Annotated in this window: 15 protein-coding genes; 9 read left to right on the top strand and 6 right to left on the bottom strand. The window is 62.7% G+C overall.

What is annotated here, in order from left to right:
• The first annotated feature begins 3 nt into the window (after nt 1-3).
• The 7 genes from HNP33_RS00500 to HNP33_RS00530 all read left to right on the top strand — a co-directional run bounded on the left by HNP33_RS00500 (nt 4) and on the right by HNP33_RS00530 (nt 6,545).
• The gene (locus tag HNP33_RS00500) at nt 4-510 is read left to right on the top strand and encodes a hypothetical protein (protein WP_233464175.1); all 507 of its coding nucleotides are present in this window, start codon (nt 4-6) and stop codon (nt 508-510) included.
• Entirely contained in the window at nt 507-1,328 is an 822-nt protein-coding gene (locus HNP33_RS00505; protein WP_184704161.1) for a hypothetical protein, read from the top strand. The genes HNP33_RS00500 and HNP33_RS00505 overlap by 4 nt, the downstream gene beginning before the upstream one ends.
• Nucleotides 1,325-2,008: a hypothetical protein gene (locus HNP33_RS00510; protein ID WP_325064889.1), complete on the top strand. Its 684-nt coding sequence runs from the start codon at nt 1,325-1,327 to the stop codon at nt 2,006-2,008. Before HNP33_RS00505 ends, HNP33_RS00510 begins: the two co-directional genes overlap by 4 nt.
• 127 nt (nt 2,009-2,135) lie before the next feature.
• A complete protein-coding gene (locus HNP33_RS00515) occupies nt 2,136-3,437 on the top strand; it encodes an amidase (RefSeq protein WP_184704163.1) in 1,302 nt (433 codons plus the stop codon).
• A 54-nt stretch (nt 3,438-3,491) separates the two neighbouring features.
• Nucleotides 3,492-3,950: a hypothetical protein gene (locus HNP33_RS00520; protein WP_184704165.1), complete on the top strand. Its 459-nt coding sequence runs from the start codon at nt 3,492-3,494 to the stop codon at nt 3,948-3,950.
• Between the two features lie 406 nt (nt 3,951-4,356).
• A complete protein-coding gene (locus tag HNP33_RS00525; RefSeq protein ID WP_184704167.1) occupies nt 4,357-5,346 on the top strand; it encodes a tripartite tricarboxylate transporter substrate-binding protein in 990 nt (329 codons plus the stop codon).
• A 212-nt stretch (nt 5,347-5,558) separates the two neighbouring features.
• The gene (locus HNP33_RS00530) at nt 5,559-6,545 is read left to right on the top strand and encodes a Bug family tripartite tricarboxylate transporter substrate binding protein (RefSeq protein ID WP_233464177.1); all 987 of its coding nucleotides are present in this window, start codon (nt 5,559-5,561) and stop codon (nt 6,543-6,545) included.
• A 162-nt stretch (nt 6,546-6,707) separates the two neighbouring features.
• Here the strand turns inward: HNP33_RS00530 and HNP33_RS00535 are convergent, their stop codons facing one another.
• Nucleotides 6,708-7,040 carry a DUF1840 domain-containing protein gene (locus tag HNP33_RS00535; RefSeq protein ID WP_184704170.1) on the bottom strand — a complete coding sequence of 111 codons (333 nt, stop codon included), beginning with the start codon at nt 7,038-7,040 and terminating at the stop codon, nt 6,708-6,710.
• A 120-nt stretch (nt 7,041-7,160) separates the two neighbouring features.
• Nucleotides 7,161-8,426, bottom strand: coding sequence for a class I SAM-dependent methyltransferase (locus HNP33_RS00540; protein ID WP_184704172.1), 1,266 nt, complete (start codon nt 8,424-8,426; stop codon nt 7,161-7,163).
• 73 nt (nt 8,427-8,499) lie between these two features.
• On the opposite strand from HNP33_RS00540, the gene HNP33_RS00545 reads away from it, so the two are divergent.
• Nucleotides 8,500-9,069: a hypothetical protein gene (locus HNP33_RS00545; protein WP_184704174.1), complete on the top strand. Its 570-nt coding sequence runs from the start codon at nt 8,500-8,502 to the stop codon at nt 9,067-9,069.
• A gap of 8 nt (nt 9,070-9,077) precedes the next feature.
• On the opposite strand, the gene HNP33_RS00550 is transcribed toward HNP33_RS00545, so the two are convergent.
• Together HNP33_RS00550 and HNP33_RS00555 are read right to left on the bottom strand one after the other, a co-directional pair.
• A complete protein-coding gene (locus HNP33_RS00550) occupies nt 9,078-10,175 on the bottom strand; it encodes a M14 family metallopeptidase (RefSeq protein WP_184704176.1) in 1,098 nt (365 codons plus the stop codon).
• 230 nt (nt 10,176-10,405) lie between these two features.
• On the bottom strand, nt 10,406-12,472 hold the full coding sequence (locus HNP33_RS00555) for a molybdopterin-containing oxidoreductase family protein (protein WP_184704178.1): 2,067 nt from the start codon (nt 12,470-12,472) through the stop codon (nt 10,406-10,408).
• A gap of 388 nt (nt 12,473-12,860) precedes the next feature.
• Here HNP33_RS00555 and HNP33_RS00560 point away from each other — a divergent pair, with 388 nt between their 5' ends.
• Complete coding sequence (locus HNP33_RS00560; RefSeq protein WP_184704181.1) at nt 12,861-14,066, top strand: M20 aminoacylase family protein; 1,206 nt, start codon at nt 12,861-12,863, stop codon at nt 14,064-14,066.
• Between the two features lie 93 nt (nt 14,067-14,159).
• On the opposite strand, the gene HNP33_RS00565 is transcribed toward HNP33_RS00560, so the two are convergent.
• Nucleotides 14,160-14,870 (bottom strand): haloacid dehalogenase type II, encoded by a 711-nt coding sequence (locus HNP33_RS00565; RefSeq protein WP_233464186.1) that lies wholly within the window; start codon nt 14,868-14,870, stop codon nt 14,160-14,162.
• A 209-nt stretch (nt 14,871-15,079) separates the two neighbouring features.
• Complete coding sequence (locus HNP33_RS00575) at nt 15,080-16,051, bottom strand: Bug family tripartite tricarboxylate transporter substrate binding protein (protein WP_184704185.1); 972 nt, start codon at nt 16,049-16,051, stop codon at nt 15,080-15,082.
• Nucleotides 16,052-16,089: the final 38 nt, after the last annotated feature.

Genomic DNA, 16,089 nt, shown 5'->3' on the forward strand with positions numbered 1-16,089 from the left:
CATATGCCGCGCTTGCAACCCAACAGTTCGCACCGCCTGCCAGCCAAGCTTGCGCTAGCTGCCTGCACGATAGCCTGGGTAGCCACTGCACACGCACAGATCGCGCGGCTGGACGACTCGGCCTCGCCGCGCGCGCAAGTGCAGGCCGATTTCCGTCAGGCGCAGATGATCGATGCCCAGACCCTGCTGCTCCCCTTTGGCCGGGTCGAATACCGGCTCGCCACCGCCCCGTATGTGGGGCGCCGCGCCCGCATCTACTATGTCATTCCGCTGGCCGTGGCAGGGTTGCGCTCGCCTTCCGGTCTGCAGGTACAGTGGCGCGGCGCCCTGTTCCAAAGCGGCATGGGCCGCCCGGGCGACCGTGTCCTGGTGTGGAATGGCGAGGTTCGAGCCCCCTGGATCACCGACACCTTTGACCTGCAGCTGCGCATCGACCCGCGCCAGCTGCAACTGGGCCGGGGCGGCAGCCTCAGCTTCGAGTCCTATTTCGAAATCGAGATACAGCCATGAGTCCACTTTTTTCACCCTTCGTCCGCAATGCCGCCGCACTGAGCCTGGCCTTGCTTGCAGCCTGCGTACATGCCGCGCCTTTCGAAATCGCTGTGGCTCCATCGCGTTTTGAGCTGACAGCGAAGGGCGGCGAGCGGCTGGGCCAGTCGATCGATATCCACAACCTGGGAAACGCGCCCACTGCCGTATCGATCCGCACACTGGACTGGACCTACTCGCCCGAAGGTCAGATCACCTACCACGACGAGCTGCTGTCCGGCAGCTGCCGCCCCTGGGTGGTGCTGGAGCGGCGCACGCTGTCAGTGCCCGCGCAGACCAAGAACAGCTTCCGTTTTCAAATCACGCCCCCGGCCGATGCTCCCCGCGGCGAATGCCGGTTCATGATCACCATCGAAGGCGTGGAGCCAGCGCAGCAAAGCATCATCCGCAGCGGTGGCGCAAGCCTGAGCCTGCCGGTCACCGGGCGCATTGCCGTGGCGGTCTACGTGATGTTGGGTGGGGCCGAGCCCAAGCTGGAAATGCACCAGTTCACCATGCGCGACGTAGCGGGCAAGCGCACCCCCACCGTGAGCGTGACCAATACCGGCGATGCCCATGGCCGCCTCGAAGGCACACTGGACGCCAAGGACGCCAAAGGCCGCACCTTCAGCCTGGCCGTGGAAGGCACCCCGATCATGCCCGGCCAAACGCGCAACCTGGTGCTGATGCCCAAGGGCGATGACGGCCAGAACGTGCCCCAGCCCAGCTATCCCGTGCAGGCAAGCGGCCTGCTGGACTGGGACAAGGGCAGCTTCAAAGTGAATACGGAGTTCAAGTGAACAACAGCCCCGCCCGCCTCTACCACGCTGCCCTGAGGGTGGCGCTGTCGGCAGTGCTGGCGGTGGCGGCACTGGCCATCCACAACGGCGCGCATGCAGCCAGTGCCACATCGGGCACCGGCAGCCTGCCGCGTACCACCCCGCGCGTGGCACTCAACTTCGCAATCCAGATCGACAAATTCCTCTTCTTTCGCATTGGTGACGGCGCCTGGCCGACGCCGGGCGGCACCATATCGCAGGTGGCGTTCACCCTGACGCCATCCATCCCGGCCGTACCGACCACCCCCGCAGCCGGCAACAATACATCGGTCAACTGGAACGGCGCAGCCCCTGGCTTTGTGGTGGCCGCAAGCGGTAACGTATTGCCCGTCGAAGTGCGCAGCAACGGCGGACAGGTGAGCCTGTACGCCACTGTTACGACGCCGCTCACCAGTGGCTCCAACACCATTCCGATGAGCGAAATCGTGGTCACCAGCAGCGACAGCACCAACCTGCCTGCGCCGCCTATTCCCAACAGCGGCAACGGCACCTCGGTAAATGTGAACGGCGGCGGCTCGGGCGCGGTGAACAGCCTGGTCACCATCCGTAGTGCCAACTGGACTTTCTCCTACGCCAACAGCGCCAGCCGCACGGCCGGCTCCTACGACGGGCAATTGCGCTTTACCGCCGCCACGCCTTAGAACGTGTCTACGACCTCTACGCACCCGCAAAGCCACTGTCGCGGCGCGAGGAGATCGTAAACACGTTCTTAGGCCCAGGCCTTTTTTGGTTACGATGGCACAGGTACCAATGCCTGCTTACCTTGCCATGCCCACATCCACCCAACGCCTTGATCACACCCTGCACGCCCTCAAAGCGCTGGGCGACGAAGGCCACCGCATCTTCACCCAAATTTATGCCGATGCAGCCCGGGAGGCGGCGCAGGCAGCCGATGCGCGGGCAGCGCGCGGCCTGTCGCTGGGGCCGATTGACGGCAAGCTCGTCTCGCTGAAAGACCTGCTGGATGTAGCGGGCGAAGTCACCACCGCAGGCGCCGCCATGCGGCGCAGCAGTACCCCTGCCGCACACGATGCCCCCGTGGTGCAGCGGCTGCGCGCGGCAGGCGCCGTCATCATCGGCAAGACCAACATGACCGAGTTTGCGTTTTCCGGCGTGGGCATCAACCCGCACTTTGGCACACCGGGCAATGCGCAGGAGGCAGAGCGCATTCCGGGCGGGTCGTCATCAGGAGCCGGGGTGAGCGTGGGGCGCGGCCTGGTCGATATTGCCATTGGCTCGGATACGGGCGGCTCGGTGCGCATTCCGGCTGCCTTCAACGGCACGGTGGGCTTCAAGCCTACGCAGGCGCGGGTGTCGCGCGAGGGCGCTTTTCCGCTGTCATTCACACTCGACAGCCTGGGACCGCTGGCGCGCAGCGTAGCCGACTGCGCCACTGCCGATGCCGTGATGGCGGGCGAAGCGCCCACCCCTTTACCCGCGCGCAGCGTGCGCGGCCTGCGCATTGGACTGCCTCAAGGCTTGCCGTGGGAACAGTGCAGCGCCGAAGTTCTGCAAAAAACAGAACAAGCCATTGAATCGTTGCAGGCGCAAGGGGCTGTTTTCACCAAACTGCCCTGGCAAGCCCTGATGGCGGCCCCCGGGCAGTTGCAAAGCGAAGGCACCATCATCGCTGCCGAGGCAGCCGCCATCCACCGCGAGGCCCTCGCCCACCAGCGCGATGCCTTTGACCCGCGCGTGCTCTCACGCATGGACAAGGGCCGCAGCCTGACGGCGCCGTATTACGTCAATCTGCTGCAGCAGCGCCAGCGGCTGCAGGTGGAGATGGATGCCGCCATGCAGAATGTAGATCTGCTCCTGCTGCCCACCATTGCCATCACCGCGCCCCGCATCGCCGATCTGTTGGAAGACGACGACGCATTCTTTGCCGCCAACGGACTGATCCTGCGCAACACCTCGATCTTCAATTTTTACGACCTGCCCGCCCTCTCGTTGCCCGCACCGCGTGCAGCGAAGGAATTGCCCGTGGGCATCATGCTAGTGGGCCAGCGCATGCAGGACCGCCAGTTGCTGGCCATGGCGGCGGCCATCGAGCAGCTACTACAAGAATGAGAGCTGCCAGCAATTTTCCTGTACACCGTTACTGCGATTTTTATTGAGAAAACCATGGGCCGCGCAAGCATAGAGTGGACAGCCGAGATGATCGCCCAGCTGGGCACGGACAAGGACGCAGTGCTGGCCGAGCGCTGGGGCACCACAGCCAAGACCGTCAACCTCAAGCGCAACAGCCTGAGCATTGCCGCCTTTGGCCATGTGGCGTGGACCCAGGCCATGCTGGACGAGTTGGGCCGCAGCACCGATGCCGAGCTGGCCGCCCGCTGGAGCATCAGCAAGGCCAGCGTGGTGGCCAAACGTGGGGCGCTGGGCATTGCCCCGCTGGATGCCAGCCGGGGTAAGGAAACGCAGCAGCCCTGGACCGACGCCGAGATCGTGCAGCTGGGCACTGCCCCTGATGCGCAACTGGCCCTGCAACTGGGGCGCTCGGCTCCCGCCGTGCGCAACGCGCGCATGGCACGCGGCATTGCAGCCGCCCGCCCGGGCAAGCCGCCCATCGAAAAGCGCTGAAAAGTACTGAGCAGCGCAAGACAGTCCGCGATGTGGGCCGCAGCCTGGGCCTGCGGAAAGCAAAATTTCGTCATTGCGCCGCACCGTCCATCATGCATATCGCATGAGAATTCAGACGCTATGACTATCAAATTTCATAGCAAATTGCACACGCAGCCATTGCGCCAACAACCAATTTGGCTTGAACTTACGCTGCATCCTCCGTCAATCACCCGTGCGAAAACTTCGGAAAAACAAGGGTTTACCTTAGGAAAAACCGTCCTCCGGTGTCGTTAGGATGGCACTCTTTTATCGCCAAGCTGACCCAGAACAAAGGCCAGCTCCCGCATCAGCTGCAGGGGCCGCCACTACCAATAACAGGGGACATGAAAGGCTTCACCTTTGATATAGAGAAAGACAAGAGACTATGAAAACCATGGCGCAATGGAGTGTGGTGGCGCTGGCCGCCTTTGCAGCAGCAGGCGCGCATGCCGATGCCTCCTACCCCAATAAACCCGTCACCATCGTTGTTCCGTTCACGGCGGGCGGCCCGACCGACCGCGTGGCACGCGATCTGGCGGAATCCCTGCGCAAGCCCCTGGGCAACAACGTCACCATCGTGATCGACAATGCCGATGGTGCGGGCTCGACCATTGGCATGGCCAAGGCAGCACGCGCCAAGCCTGACGGCTACACCCTGCTGCTCAACCACATTGGCGTGGCCACGGCCCCCATCCTGTACCGCAAGCTGTCGTTCGATGTGATGAAGGATTTTGAATACCTGGGCATCATCAACGACGTGCCAATGACCCTGATCGGCAAGCCTACGCTGGCCCCCAACAACTACAAGGAGCTGGCGGCCTTCATCAACAAGGAAAAGGACAAGGTCAACCTCGCCAATGCGGGCATCGGCTCGGCCTCGCACCTGTGCGGCCTGCTGCTGCAAAGCACGCTCAAGGTGCCGATGACCCCCGTGCCCTACAAGGGCGCTGCCCCTGCAATCGCTGATCTGATGGGCAACCAGGTGGATGTGCTGTGCGACCAGACCACCAACACCACCGGCCAGATCGAAGGCAAGAAGGTCAAGGCCTATGCCGTGACCACCAGCAAGCGCCTCACCACCCCATCGCTCAAAGACCTGCCCACACTGCAGGAAGAAGGCCTCAAGGGCTTTGAAGTGACCATCTGGCACGGCCTGTACGCCCCCAAGGGCACGCCTGCCGATATCCTCAAGAAGGTCAATGACGCGCTGAAAGTGGCACTGAAGGACCCCGAGTTCATCAAGAAATCCGAAGGCCTGAGCGCTGTGGTCGCCAATGACAACCGTGTCACGCCTGAAGGCCACAAGGCGTTCGTGCAAGCCGAAATCGCCAAGTGGACGCCTGTCATCAAGGCCGCGGGCACCTTTGCCGAATAACTTGGCCAATGCTTTGGTATTGATGGCTGGTCGCGCTTGTGATGCAGGCGCCGCCAGCCATTACCATTCCCAAGATAAAGACTGCTGCGGCAGTCTTTTTTTGTTGCTGCCCGGCATGGCGCCCATGCGCCGCTCCAGAAGAGACAAGCTGAGCGACTTCCATTTTCAACCCACCACCTCCATCAACCGATAACGACCTCCAGGAGATGCCCATGACCTTGCACTCACTCACCCGCCGCCAGTGGCTGGCCGCCAGCGGCGCGCTGGCCCTGCCCGGCCTGCCACCTTTTGCCCATGCGGCCGACTGGCCCAACCGGCCGATCCGCTTTGTGGTGCCATTCGCGCCGGGCGGCAGCTCCGAGATCGTGGCGCGCTCCACGGCTGCAGAACTCTCCAAAACCATGGGCCAGAACGTGTTCGTGGAAAACAAGCCCGGGGCTGCAGGCAATATCGCCATGCAGGAAGTGGCGCGCTCCGACGACCAGCACACCGTCGTTCTGGGCCATATCGGCACCCTGGCCGTCAACCCCTATATCTTCGACAAGCTGCCGTATGACCCGAACAAGGACTTCCGGCCCGTGAGCCTGCTGGCCAAGGTGCCCAGCCTGTATGTCGTGCACCCGGACCTGCCCGTCAAGAACCTGCAGGACCTGGTCAAGCTCGCCAAGAGCAAGCCAGGCAAGCTGAGCTACGGCTCGGCCGGCAATGGCAGCGCCGGCCATCTGGCGTTCGAGTACCTGAAGATGACCGCCAGCATCTTCATGCTGCATGTACCCTACAAGGGAACAGGCCCCATGATGACCGACCTGCTCTCGGGCAGGCTTGACGCGGCATCAGTGGGAGCAGCGGCGCTGCTGCCGTTCATCAAATCGGGCAAAGTGCGCTGCATTGCCACCGGCTCGACCCAGCGCCTGCCCCAGTTGCCCGATGTGCCCACCGTGGCAGAGCAGGGCTTCCCCGGCTTCGAGATGACGCAGTGGTACGGCATGCTGGCCCCCGCATCCATGGCCAAGGCCCATGTGGACACCCTGGCTGCCGAATGCGCCAAGGCCGTCAAAGCGCCCGATTCAGTCAAACGGCTGCAGGGCGATGCGGCCGAGCCCATTGGCGACACGCCGCAACAGTTTGCCCAGTTCATCGCCAAGGAGCAGGTGCGCTGGCAAAAGGTGCTCAAGCACGCGCAGGTCAAGCCCGATTGAGGCCTGCGGCCATGAAAAAAGCGACTGCCATGCAGTCGCTTTTTTTGCAGCAGCGGGTGAAAGGCTTGGCGTCGCAAACAAAACCCCAAAATCGCAGATTTACGGTTGAGAGGAGGCGCCCCCGAAGAAGCAACGACGTATCAAGGGTTGTGTTAGCGGGTCTTAGTGACCCCAGACCACATCAGCGCCTTCGGCCTCGCTGCGCTGCAGCATCACGATGAACGGCACGGCGCGTTGCTTGAGGCCCACGGTGGCCTTCACATCGTCGCCGTCTTCGTCCTCGGCGTTCTTGTCCACTGGTTCGGCGGGCTGCCTGCTGCGCTCATCCTCGGCCGCAACGGCGGCCTGCAAGGCCCCGATGGCAGCCGGAATCTGCGCCACGGTGATGATGCCCGCGGGCGATGCGTCCTTGCCAATGATCTTCAGGATTTTTTGCGCATCCGCTTCCAGCATGATCATGTCGGCTGTGGCACGCGATACAAATTTATAGACCAAATTCTTCTCCTTGGAACGAGCCCACGATCTTTCGTAAAGGTGTGTGGGTGCAGGTCAGGATGGGCTGCCAGGCGCAAACCGCCCCAATCCGCTCCCACACTCCTGATCATCAACACGTTCTTAACAGTACATATAGTCCCGGGTGAATGGGTAATGCGATTGTGCACCACGGATGCTACCAGTGGTCATGGATCCGTCCGGCACAACGGCCAGCATCTGGTGCAGGGCCGTCCAGCCGCGCTCAAACCCCGTCGCACAACCGGCCAGATAGAGGCGGTAGGCGCGCAGGGTTTTGGCGGCCTGCTCGGGACTGCTTTTTTGCGACAGCACCTGCAGCGCCGACTCCAGCTGCGCCTCCAGCGCGTCGGACCAGGCCCAGAGCGTCTTGGCATAGTGCGGGCGCAGATTGTCCGCGTCCACCATCTCCCAGCCTGCATTGGCCATCTCCTGCTGCACCACGCTCACATGCAGCAGCTCGCCGCCGGGGAAAATGTATTTCTCGATGAATTCGCCCATGCCCGCGCCCAGCTGTTCGTTGTCAGTGCCACCGGCGGTGATGCCATGGTTCATCAGCAGACCCCCAGGCTTGATCAGGCTCTTGAGGGTGGCAAAGTACTCGTGCATGTGGGCCCGGCCCACGTGCTCGAACATGCCAACCGAGGCAACCTTGTCAAACGGCTCGGTCGTCTTGAGCTGGCGATAATCCATCAGCAGCATCTGCACACGGTCTTGCAGGCCCTTCTGTGCAATCAACTGGTTGACGTAGGCATGCTGGTTTCTGGACAGCGTAATGCCCGTGCCCTGAATGCCGTAATGCTCTGCTGCCCACAACAGCAGGCCGCCCCAGCCCGCGCCCACATCCAGAAAGCGCTCTCCGGCCTGCAGGCGCAGCTTGCGGCAGATCAGATCGAGCTTGGCCTCCTGGGCCTGCGCCACAGTGAAATCGGGCTGGGCGTAATACGCACACGAGTAGACACGGCGCGGATCGAGCCACAGCGCATAGAACTCGTCGGAGACGTCGTAATGGAACTGGATCTGCTCCGAATCCTTGGTCAGGGTGTGCAGGGCCGCCGAGCGTGAGCGCGCCAGCAGGCGGCTCCACCAGGTGGAGCGAGCCGCCACCGGGTCCGACGGCATCAGCGCCACGGCCGCAGCCATGGCATCGCGCATGCTGCCATCGATCTCGACATCCCCTTCCACGATATAAGAGCCTACGATTCCAATATCGCCAGACGCCAGCGCCGCGAGCGATTTGGCGCTGCGGCAATGCAGGCGCAGCTGTGCTTCATGGGGATTGGCGATCCACTCGCCCGAGGGAAGCGCAATGGCGACTGCCACGGGCAGGCCCGACAGCTTCGCCTCCAATTGGGACTGCAGCATGTTCATGGCACCTCATTTTGGTGAGCAAACATGTCCCGTCAATGGCATTTGTCTGACATTGCCACGCTACATTGCAGCCATGACCTCATTCACACACCCTTGCGACGATCTGCTGGCGCTTTGCATGGCGCAATGGCCCACGCGCGACTGGGTCTGGCTGGACATCGGTGCCGATCACAGCACGGTCAGGCGCCAACACAGGGATGACGCTCTTGCCCACGCATTGCCCATTGGCAGCGCCAGCCTGGCAAGGCGTTGCCTGCGCCACAACCCGCCCGATGATGCCGATGTGGAAGCGGCGATCGCCACCGTGGAAGACATGGTGATGCCCCTGGTACGCGCCTGGCCTGCACCCTTGCCCCAGACAAGCCTGCTGTGCACCGCGCCCGAGATGGCGTCACTGGTCCAGCAATTGGCCACGCCTGCCGATGTCTCCGAGGCAACAGCGGCGTTGCTTTTGTACTCCATCGATGCGGTAGAGGCCTGGTTTAACCGTTACGCCGATACGGTCATGGGCGGCCCGCAGCGGGGCCTGGCACTCAGCCATGCGCAGATTGCCTTGCTCATCATCGTGCGCGAATGCCTGCACCACTGGGGCATGCAGACCCTGGCAGTGCTGGAGGAAAGCCACGACCAGGCCACCAGATAGCCAGATAATCAGGCAGACAGGCCATCCACCGCCTGGAACATTGCCTGCCGCGCCTGGCTCACGATCTGGGCCATCCAGGCCTCGCGCTCGTCATAGAACGCCGCGCGCATCTGCTGGTGAATGGCAACGCGCTGCGCGCTCGGTGCATCAGGGTGGTTGTGCACCCAGTGGTCGGCGCGGATGGCGCCCGTGGTCTCAAGCACCGGCACGGTACCGTATTCCAACGCAATGCCGGTGAACTCGGCCTGCGGGCATTCCTGCACCGCACTGTTCCACAGCAGGCCCGTAAGAGGCGGCGATGACGAACTGCCATCGTCCAGCGAAGTGACGGGCGTGGCACCACCGCCATCCCACCAGCGGCGCGCCCGCGCCAGCATCTGCGCGTCATTCGGTCCGGTGAAGATGCGCTCGCCATAGCCGTTGGGCCCCAGGCCGGTGTGGATATCGATCCAGGCCAGCTGACGCACCTGGCCACCATGCTTGCGCAGCACCTGACGGATGGTACGGTTGCTCCAGGTAGGCGCATGGCCGCCGAAGAAGACGCCCGTCGGATGCTGGTACTGGCCCTGGCCGACAGCGCCCTGCCACGCACGCTGGCCACGCTCGGCGATATAGCGGTCAATCGCCTGCTGCACGGCGGGCGTGGGTGGCCATTGCGCGGGCAGGATCAGGTCCTGCACCTCGTCATAGGCGGGATTGGTGGGCAGGGGCTGGTTGAAGTCGATAAAGTTGCGGTTCAGGTCGACGTTCTCATGCGTGACCCGGCGGCCATACGAGAAGCCATGCGGGTTGAGCGCATGCACATAGAGCACCGCCACGCCCGCGTCACGTGCCTTCTGCAGCCATTCCTCGTCATGCAGTGCATACACCTGCACGCCACTGCCGCAATAGCCTTCGATGCCATGGCAGGCGCTGCTGACGATGAGCAGCCTCTCCGCATCCAGGACTCCAGCGCGCGCCACATCCATCGCCAGCGTCTCGTCTTCGGCGCCATCTTCGGGATGGTTGTGCGATTCGACCTGCAACCCCGCCAGCACAGCGGCCTCCAAAAATTTAACGCGCGCCTTCGCGTAGCTGGTGGAAAACGCATCGCGGATACCCATCATGTCTGCCCCCTGTTGGTGGTGGTTGGAAAAATGGCCCTCAACGCGCCTCACCGGGTTTCGGATCGCGGCGCACCCGAAAGAGGCGTCTGTCGCGCTGGGCAATCTTCATCAAAAAAAGAGAGCGCATGGCAGTTGGCCATATTGAACTTCAACACCTTTTAGCATTAAAAATCAATCACAAAGAGCGCGATAAGCGATGCTCTTGAAGCAAATTGGCAAAGCACGAGACTTCATGCTGCGGACAGCCTCTCCACCTGCACCGCGCAGTCATAGAAGGACGGCGCACGCCCCATATCGGTGAGCTGCTGGTGGGTCAGCTCATTGACATTGGTGCCGTTGGCACCGTCCTTGCGCCACCACACGCCCAGGCCCACCACCACCCCCGACCGGGCACGGCCGTTGATGCTGGCGTGACAGACATGGGTGCCGCGCGCATTGAACACGCGCACCGCATCGCCATCAGCGATCTGGCGCGCGGCCGCGTCATCGGCATGCATCTCCAGCGTGGGGCGGCCTTCGGCCTGGCGCAGCTTCTGCACGTTCACAAAGGTCGAATTCATGAAGTTGCGCGCTGGTGGCGAGATCATGGCCAACGGGTGCGCGGCGGTCGGCGTCTCGTAATTGGGCACATAGTCTGGCAAGGGGCTCACGCCCTGCTTTTCCAGAGCGCTGCTGAAAAATTCGCACTTGCCCGACGCGGTGGCATAGCCGCCCTTGGCAAAAGGCGCATCGGGCAGGTTCTGCACAGCAAAGCCCTGCGCCAGCAAGGTGTCGAAATCCACACAATTGGCATCCGTGGCCGCGCGGCACAGGTCTTCATCGCTGGTGCGGAAGTGCTCGGCGGCAAACGCCGCGTCGTGCCGCGCCATGTGCGCTGCCAGATCGCGGAAGATCTGCGCATTGCTACGCGCCTGTCCCTGCGGGGCGATGGCCGGGCGGTTCAGCAGCACATCGGTGTGGCCATAGGTGGTGTGAATATCCCAGTGCTCCAGCTGCGTGGTGGCTGGCAGCACATAGTCGGCATGGTCTGCGGTGTCGGTCATGAAATGCTCCAGCACCACGGTGAACAAATCCTCGCGTGCAAAGCCCGCCGCCACCTTGGCCGACTCAGGCGCCACGGCCACCGGGTTGCTGTTGTAGCAGATGAGTGCCTCGACCTGAGGGCCAAAACCGGCTCCGCCCGGGTGCAAAAGCGCATCGCCAATCGTGCTCATGTTGATGGTGCGCGGGCGGCGCGCGCCCAACAGTTGCGGCATCTGCAGATCAGCGCGGCGCGCGGGCGAGGTGGACGATGTGGACAGCAGCAGACCGCCAGCCCGGTGGCGCCATGCCCCCACCAGCGCTGGCAGGCAGGCCACGGCACGCACGGCATTGCCGCCACCGTGCGCGCGCTGCATGCCGTAGTTCAGGCGTATCGCGGCTGGCTTGGTGGTGCCGTAATCACGCGCCAGGTTGCAGATCTCTTCCACCGTGATGCCGCACACCGATGCGGCACGCTCGGGCGGCCATTCCAGCGCCCGGGCCTTGAGCGCGTCCCAGCCCAGGGTGTGCTGGGCAATGTAGTCGTGGTCCAGCCAATCGTGCACGATCAGCTCATGCATCAGCGCGAGCGCCAGCGCCGCATCGGTTCCGGGCAGTATCTGGATGTGCTCGTGGCATTTTTCGGCAGTTTCCGATTGGCGCGGATCAATGCAGATCAGCTTGGCGCCATTGCGCTTGGCCTCCTGCGCATAGCGCCAGAAATGCAGATTGCTGGTGATGCTGTTGCTGCCCCAGATGAGGATCAGCTGGCTCTCCGCGAAAAACTGCACGCGCATGCCCAGCTTGCCGCCATAGGTATGCAGCAGCGCTTCGCTGCCCGCGCTCGCACAGATGGTGCGATCCAGCAGGCTGGCGCCCAGTTGGTGGAAAAAGCGCCGGTCCATGCTTTCGGCCTGCACAAAACCCATGGTGCCTGCATAGCTGTACGGCAGAATGGCCTGCGGGTCTCGCGCAGCAATCGCGCGCAATCGGGCCGCAATGTCTGAAAGTGCTTCGTCCCAGCTCACTGGCTCGAACTGGCCTGCTCCTTTGGGCCCCACGCGCTTGAGCGGCCGGAGCACACGGCCCTCGTGGTACGTGCGCTCGGTGTACTTGCTCACCTTGGCGCACAGCACGCCACCGGTCTGCGGGTGCTGCGGATTGCCGTTGACCTTGGTGGCCACGCCATCCACCACCGTAGTGACGAGTGAGCAGGTGTCGGGGCAATCATGCGGACAGGCGCCGATGACGGACAAAGAGGCAGTAGGCGTGTTCATGGTGGCGGGTTTGGAGTCGTGATGGATCGGCGGGCGATCTGCCCGCTCATCGTAGCGCGGGATCGGCACGTCTGTGCGCCCGCTGCTGCAAAGGCGACATTCCATTCCGTCCATCATCAGAGCACGTGAAGGCAAAGTGATGACCGTGCGGCGCACAGCGACCGAAGCCGACAAGTCATCGGATGATTTAGCAATCGAAACAGAAGTGCCAAAGGTGACAGTTGGAGCCCCTCTTGAGGGTTATTCCCAGGCCATTTGTCACCAGCGGTCATTCGCTTTGCTGCACCATAGAAGGCTTGGCGCTCCAGCGTCCATTTTGCTATCGAAAATCAAGCAATCATTGGCGACAGACGAGCGCCAGCGCTTGTTTTACCAGGACATACCCGCTATGAAGCTGATTGACTCCATCGTGGCCGATGCGGCCAGCATTGCCCAGATCCGCAAAGACATCCACGCCCACCCCGAGCTGTGTTTTGAAGAAGTACGCACGGCTGATCTGGTAGCCGCCAAGCTCACCGAGTGGGGCATTCCTATCGACCGCGGCATGGGAACAACCGGCGTCGTGGGCATCGTGCACGGCAAGGATGGCGGCAAGAGCGGCTACGCCGTGGGCCTGCGCGCCGACATGGACGCGCTGCCCATGCAGGAGAGCAACACGTTTGACCATGCCAGCCAGCACCACGGCAAGATGCACGCCTGCGGCCACGATGGCCACACCGCGATGCTGCTGGCGGCGGCCAAGCATTTCGCCAAGCACCGCGATTTTGAAGGCACCGTGTACCTGATCTTCCAGCCTGCGGAAGAAGGTGGCGGCGGCGCGCGCGAGATGATCAAGGACGGCCTGTTCGAGAAATTCCCCATGCAGGCCGTGTTCGGCATGCACAACTGGCCCGGCATGGCTGCTGGCCAGATGGCCGTGAGCCCCGGCCCGGTCATGGCGTCGAGCAATGACTTCAAGATCACCATCACCGGCAAGGGCGGCCATGGCGCCATGCCGCACATGGGCAACGACCCCGTGCCCATCGCCTGCCAGATCGTCACCGCGTTCCAGAACATCATCACCCGCAACAAGAAGCCGCTGGACACTGGCGTGATCTCGGTCACCATGATCCATGGCGGCGAAGCCAACAACGTGATCCCCAACAGCGTGGAGCTGCAAGGCACGGTGCGCGCCTTTACCGTGGAGGTGCTGGACCTGATCGAATCGCGCATGCGCCAGATTGCCGAAGGCTGCTGCGCGATGAACAACGCCAAGTGCGATTTCTACTTCAACCGCAACTACCCTGCCACCATCAACACCCCTGACGAGGCCGCATTTGCCCGCCAGGTGATGGTCGACATCGTTGGCGAAGACCGCGTGAATGTGCAGGAGCCCACCATGGGGGCGGAGGATTTCTCCTTCATGCTGCAGGCCAAGCCCGGTGCCTACTGCTTCATCGCCAATGGCGAGGGCGACCACCGCGCTATCGGCCACGGCGGCGGCCCCTGCACCCTGCACAATCCCAGCTACGATTTCAACGACGACCTGATTCCACTGGGCGCCACCTACTGGGTGCAACTGGCCACCAAATGGCTGGCACAGGGCAAGAAATAAGCCGCGCCCGCATCACGACCACAGCGCCTGCGGGCGCTGTTTTTGCATCTTCGGTCGACGGTGCGGCGCACTGAGGCCCGGTGCCAACCCTTCTCAGCAACCCAGGCGCTCTGCCAGATCGAGAAAATCGCGGCAGTGGTAGGTGTTGCCGGGCTTGGGCGATACATCCTTGGGGCGCGCCGCCCCAAACTCCTGCGGGCGCTCGATATAGGCCGTCTGCAGGCCACAGGCACGCGCACCTGCCAGATCGCTGTGGTGGGCGGCCACCAGCATCACCGCCTCGGGCGACAGCTCAAACACATCGGCCACGCCCAGGTAGGCGGCTGGGTCGGGCTTGTAGGCCTTGAAAACCTCGGCCGACAGCACGCAGTCCCAGGGAAGACCAGCGTTTTTGGCCATGTGGGTGAGCAGCGCGATATTGCCATTGGACAGCGGCGTGATGACAAAGCGCTTCTTGAGCCGCTGCAGGCCCGCTACGGCATCCGGCCAGGGCGAGAGCCGATGCCAGACACGATTGAGCTCCGCGCGCTCGGCCTCGGGCATATGACCCAGACCAAACTCCGGCAGGATGCCATCCAGAATGCGGCGGTGCAGCGCATCGATCCGCATCCAGCCCAGAGTGCCGTTGCGCACCTGCTCCATCGCAGGCCTGTAGCCTTCGCGCCACGCCAAGGCAAAGGCATCGCCATCGACCTGTGGATAACGCTGCGCCATCTCGCGCAGGATGGAGCCGTGCCAGTCCACAACCGTGCCGAACACATCGAACGCCAACACCTGGGGAGTTGGGAGAACTGCAGCCGCCATCGCCATTCCTTGCAAAAGATCGATGGATGCAGCATGCCGCAAAAGGAAACACCGCCCTATCGCCCTGGTGTCTTGATGCCTTCCCGCGTTTATTGGGCACAAAAAAAGCGCGATGTCTATGACATCGCGCTTGGTGACTCAACTTTTTCAACCAATGGAATGGTTAACCTACTGGCGAATCTATTTTATCGCATTTGTTCACTTTTTACTCAATCGAGTTGAATATTGTTGCTTTTGATCACAGGCCCCAGCTTGGCGCGCTCTGCGGCAAGGAATTTATCCATCTCGGCACTGTTCGAAGGCGTCACCTCCAGGCCCATCTCTTCAAGGCGCTTAGTCACGGCAGGCTCTTTCAAAGTCGCCTGTAGTTGCTTGCTCAACAATTCAGTGCGATCTGCAGGCGTTGCCTTGGGAACGACCACGCCTTGCCAGGCATAGGCTTCATAGCCTTTGACGCCCTGCTCATCCAGGGTCGGAATGTCGGGAAAGACCTTGGAGCGCTTGGGCGTGGCGATGCCAATCGCCCGCAGCTTGCCCGCCTGGATGTTCTGGTAGCCGGTGACCGAATCGACAAACATGAACGGCACCTGGCCGCCCATCACGTCCTGCACGGCCGGTGCCGCGCCCTTGTAGGGCACATGCACCAGGTTCAGATGGGCGCGCTCGCGGAAGATTTCGGTGGCCAGATGGTGAGGCGAGCCAGCACCCGGTGTGGCATAGCTCACGCCGCCGCTTTGCGCCTTGGCCCAGGCCTCGAACTCCTGCAGGTTCTTGACCGGCAGCTTGGGGTTGACGACCAGGATCATCGGAAAGCGCACCAGCAGGCCGACCGAGGAGAAATCCTTCTCGGCGCTGTAGCTGAGCTTCTTGTACAGGTACGGGTTGGCCGCAAGGGTGCCAGTGTCGCCGGTCAGCACGGTGTAGCCGTCGGGCTTGGCGCGCGCTGCGTAGTCGGCACCAATATTGGTGGCGGCACCAGGCTTGTTGATGATGATGATGGACTGGCCCAGGGCCTTGGCCATGGGTTCGGCCACCACGCGGGCCACCACGTCCGAGCCGCCACCGGCTGCATAGGGCACCACCCATTCGATCGGGTGGTCAGGATAGGCGGCAAAGCTGACGGCAGGCAGCGCAACAGCGGCCACAGCCACGACGTGGCGCAGAGAAAAACGCAAGGACATGAAGTGTCTCCTTATTGTGGAATCGTGTAGTGAGGCGC

The sequence above is a fragment of the Comamonas odontotermitis genome (assembly GCF_014207855.1).
GTDB lineage: Bacteria > Pseudomonadota > Gammaproteobacteria > Burkholderiales > Burkholderiaceae_C > Comamonas > Comamonas odontotermitis_A.

What these genes read in the sequence shown, in the direction of transcription:
- HNP33_RS00500 (WP_233464175.1), top strand. Translation starts at nt 4, where the DNA reads ATGCCGCGCTTGCAACCCAACAGTTCGCACCGCCTGCCAGCCAAGCTT.
- HNP33_RS00505 (WP_184704161.1), top strand. Translation starts at nt 507, where the DNA reads ATGAGTCCACTTTTTTCACCCTTCGTCCGCAATGCCGCCGCACTGAGC.
- HNP33_RS00515 (WP_184704163.1), top strand. Translation starts at nt 2,136, where the DNA reads ATGCCCACATCCACCCAACGCCTTGATCACACCCTGCACGCCCTCAAA.
- HNP33_RS00520 (WP_184704165.1), top strand. Translation starts at nt 3,492, where the DNA reads ATGGGCCGCGCAAGCATAGAGTGGACAGCCGAGATGATCGCCCAGCTG.
- HNP33_RS00525 (WP_184704167.1), top strand. Translation starts at nt 4,357, where the DNA reads ATGAAAACCATGGCGCAATGGAGTGTGGTGGCGCTGGCCGCCTTTGCA.
- HNP33_RS00530 (WP_233464177.1), top strand. Translation starts at nt 5,559, where the DNA reads ATGACCTTGCACTCACTCACCCGCCGCCAGTGGCTGGCCGCCAGCGGC.
- HNP33_RS00540 (WP_184704172.1), bottom strand. Translation starts at nt 8,426, where the DNA reads ATGAACATGCTGCAGTCCCAATTGGAGGCGAAGCTGTCGGGCCTGCCC.
- HNP33_RS00545 (WP_184704174.1), top strand. Translation starts at nt 8,500, where the DNA reads ATGACCTCATTCACACACCCTTGCGACGATCTGCTGGCGCTTTGCATG.
- HNP33_RS00550 (WP_184704176.1), bottom strand. Translation starts at nt 10,175, where the DNA reads ATGATGGGTATCCGCGATGCGTTTTCCACCAGCTACGCGAAGGCGCGC.
- HNP33_RS00555 (WP_184704178.1), bottom strand. Translation starts at nt 12,472, where the DNA reads ATGAACACGCCTACTGCCTCTTTGTCCGTCATCGGCGCCTGTCCGCAT.
- HNP33_RS00560 (WP_184704181.1), top strand. Translation starts at nt 12,861, where the DNA reads ATGAAGCTGATTGACTCCATCGTGGCCGATGCGGCCAGCATTGCCCAG.
- HNP33_RS00565 (WP_233464186.1), bottom strand. Translation starts at nt 14,870, where the DNA reads ATGGCGGCTGCAGTTCTCCCAACTCCCCAGGTGTTGGCGTTCGATGTG.
- HNP33_RS00575 (WP_184704185.1), bottom strand. Translation starts at nt 16,051, where the DNA reads ATGTCCTTGCGTTTTTCTCTGCGCCACGTCGTGGCTGTGGCCGCTGTT.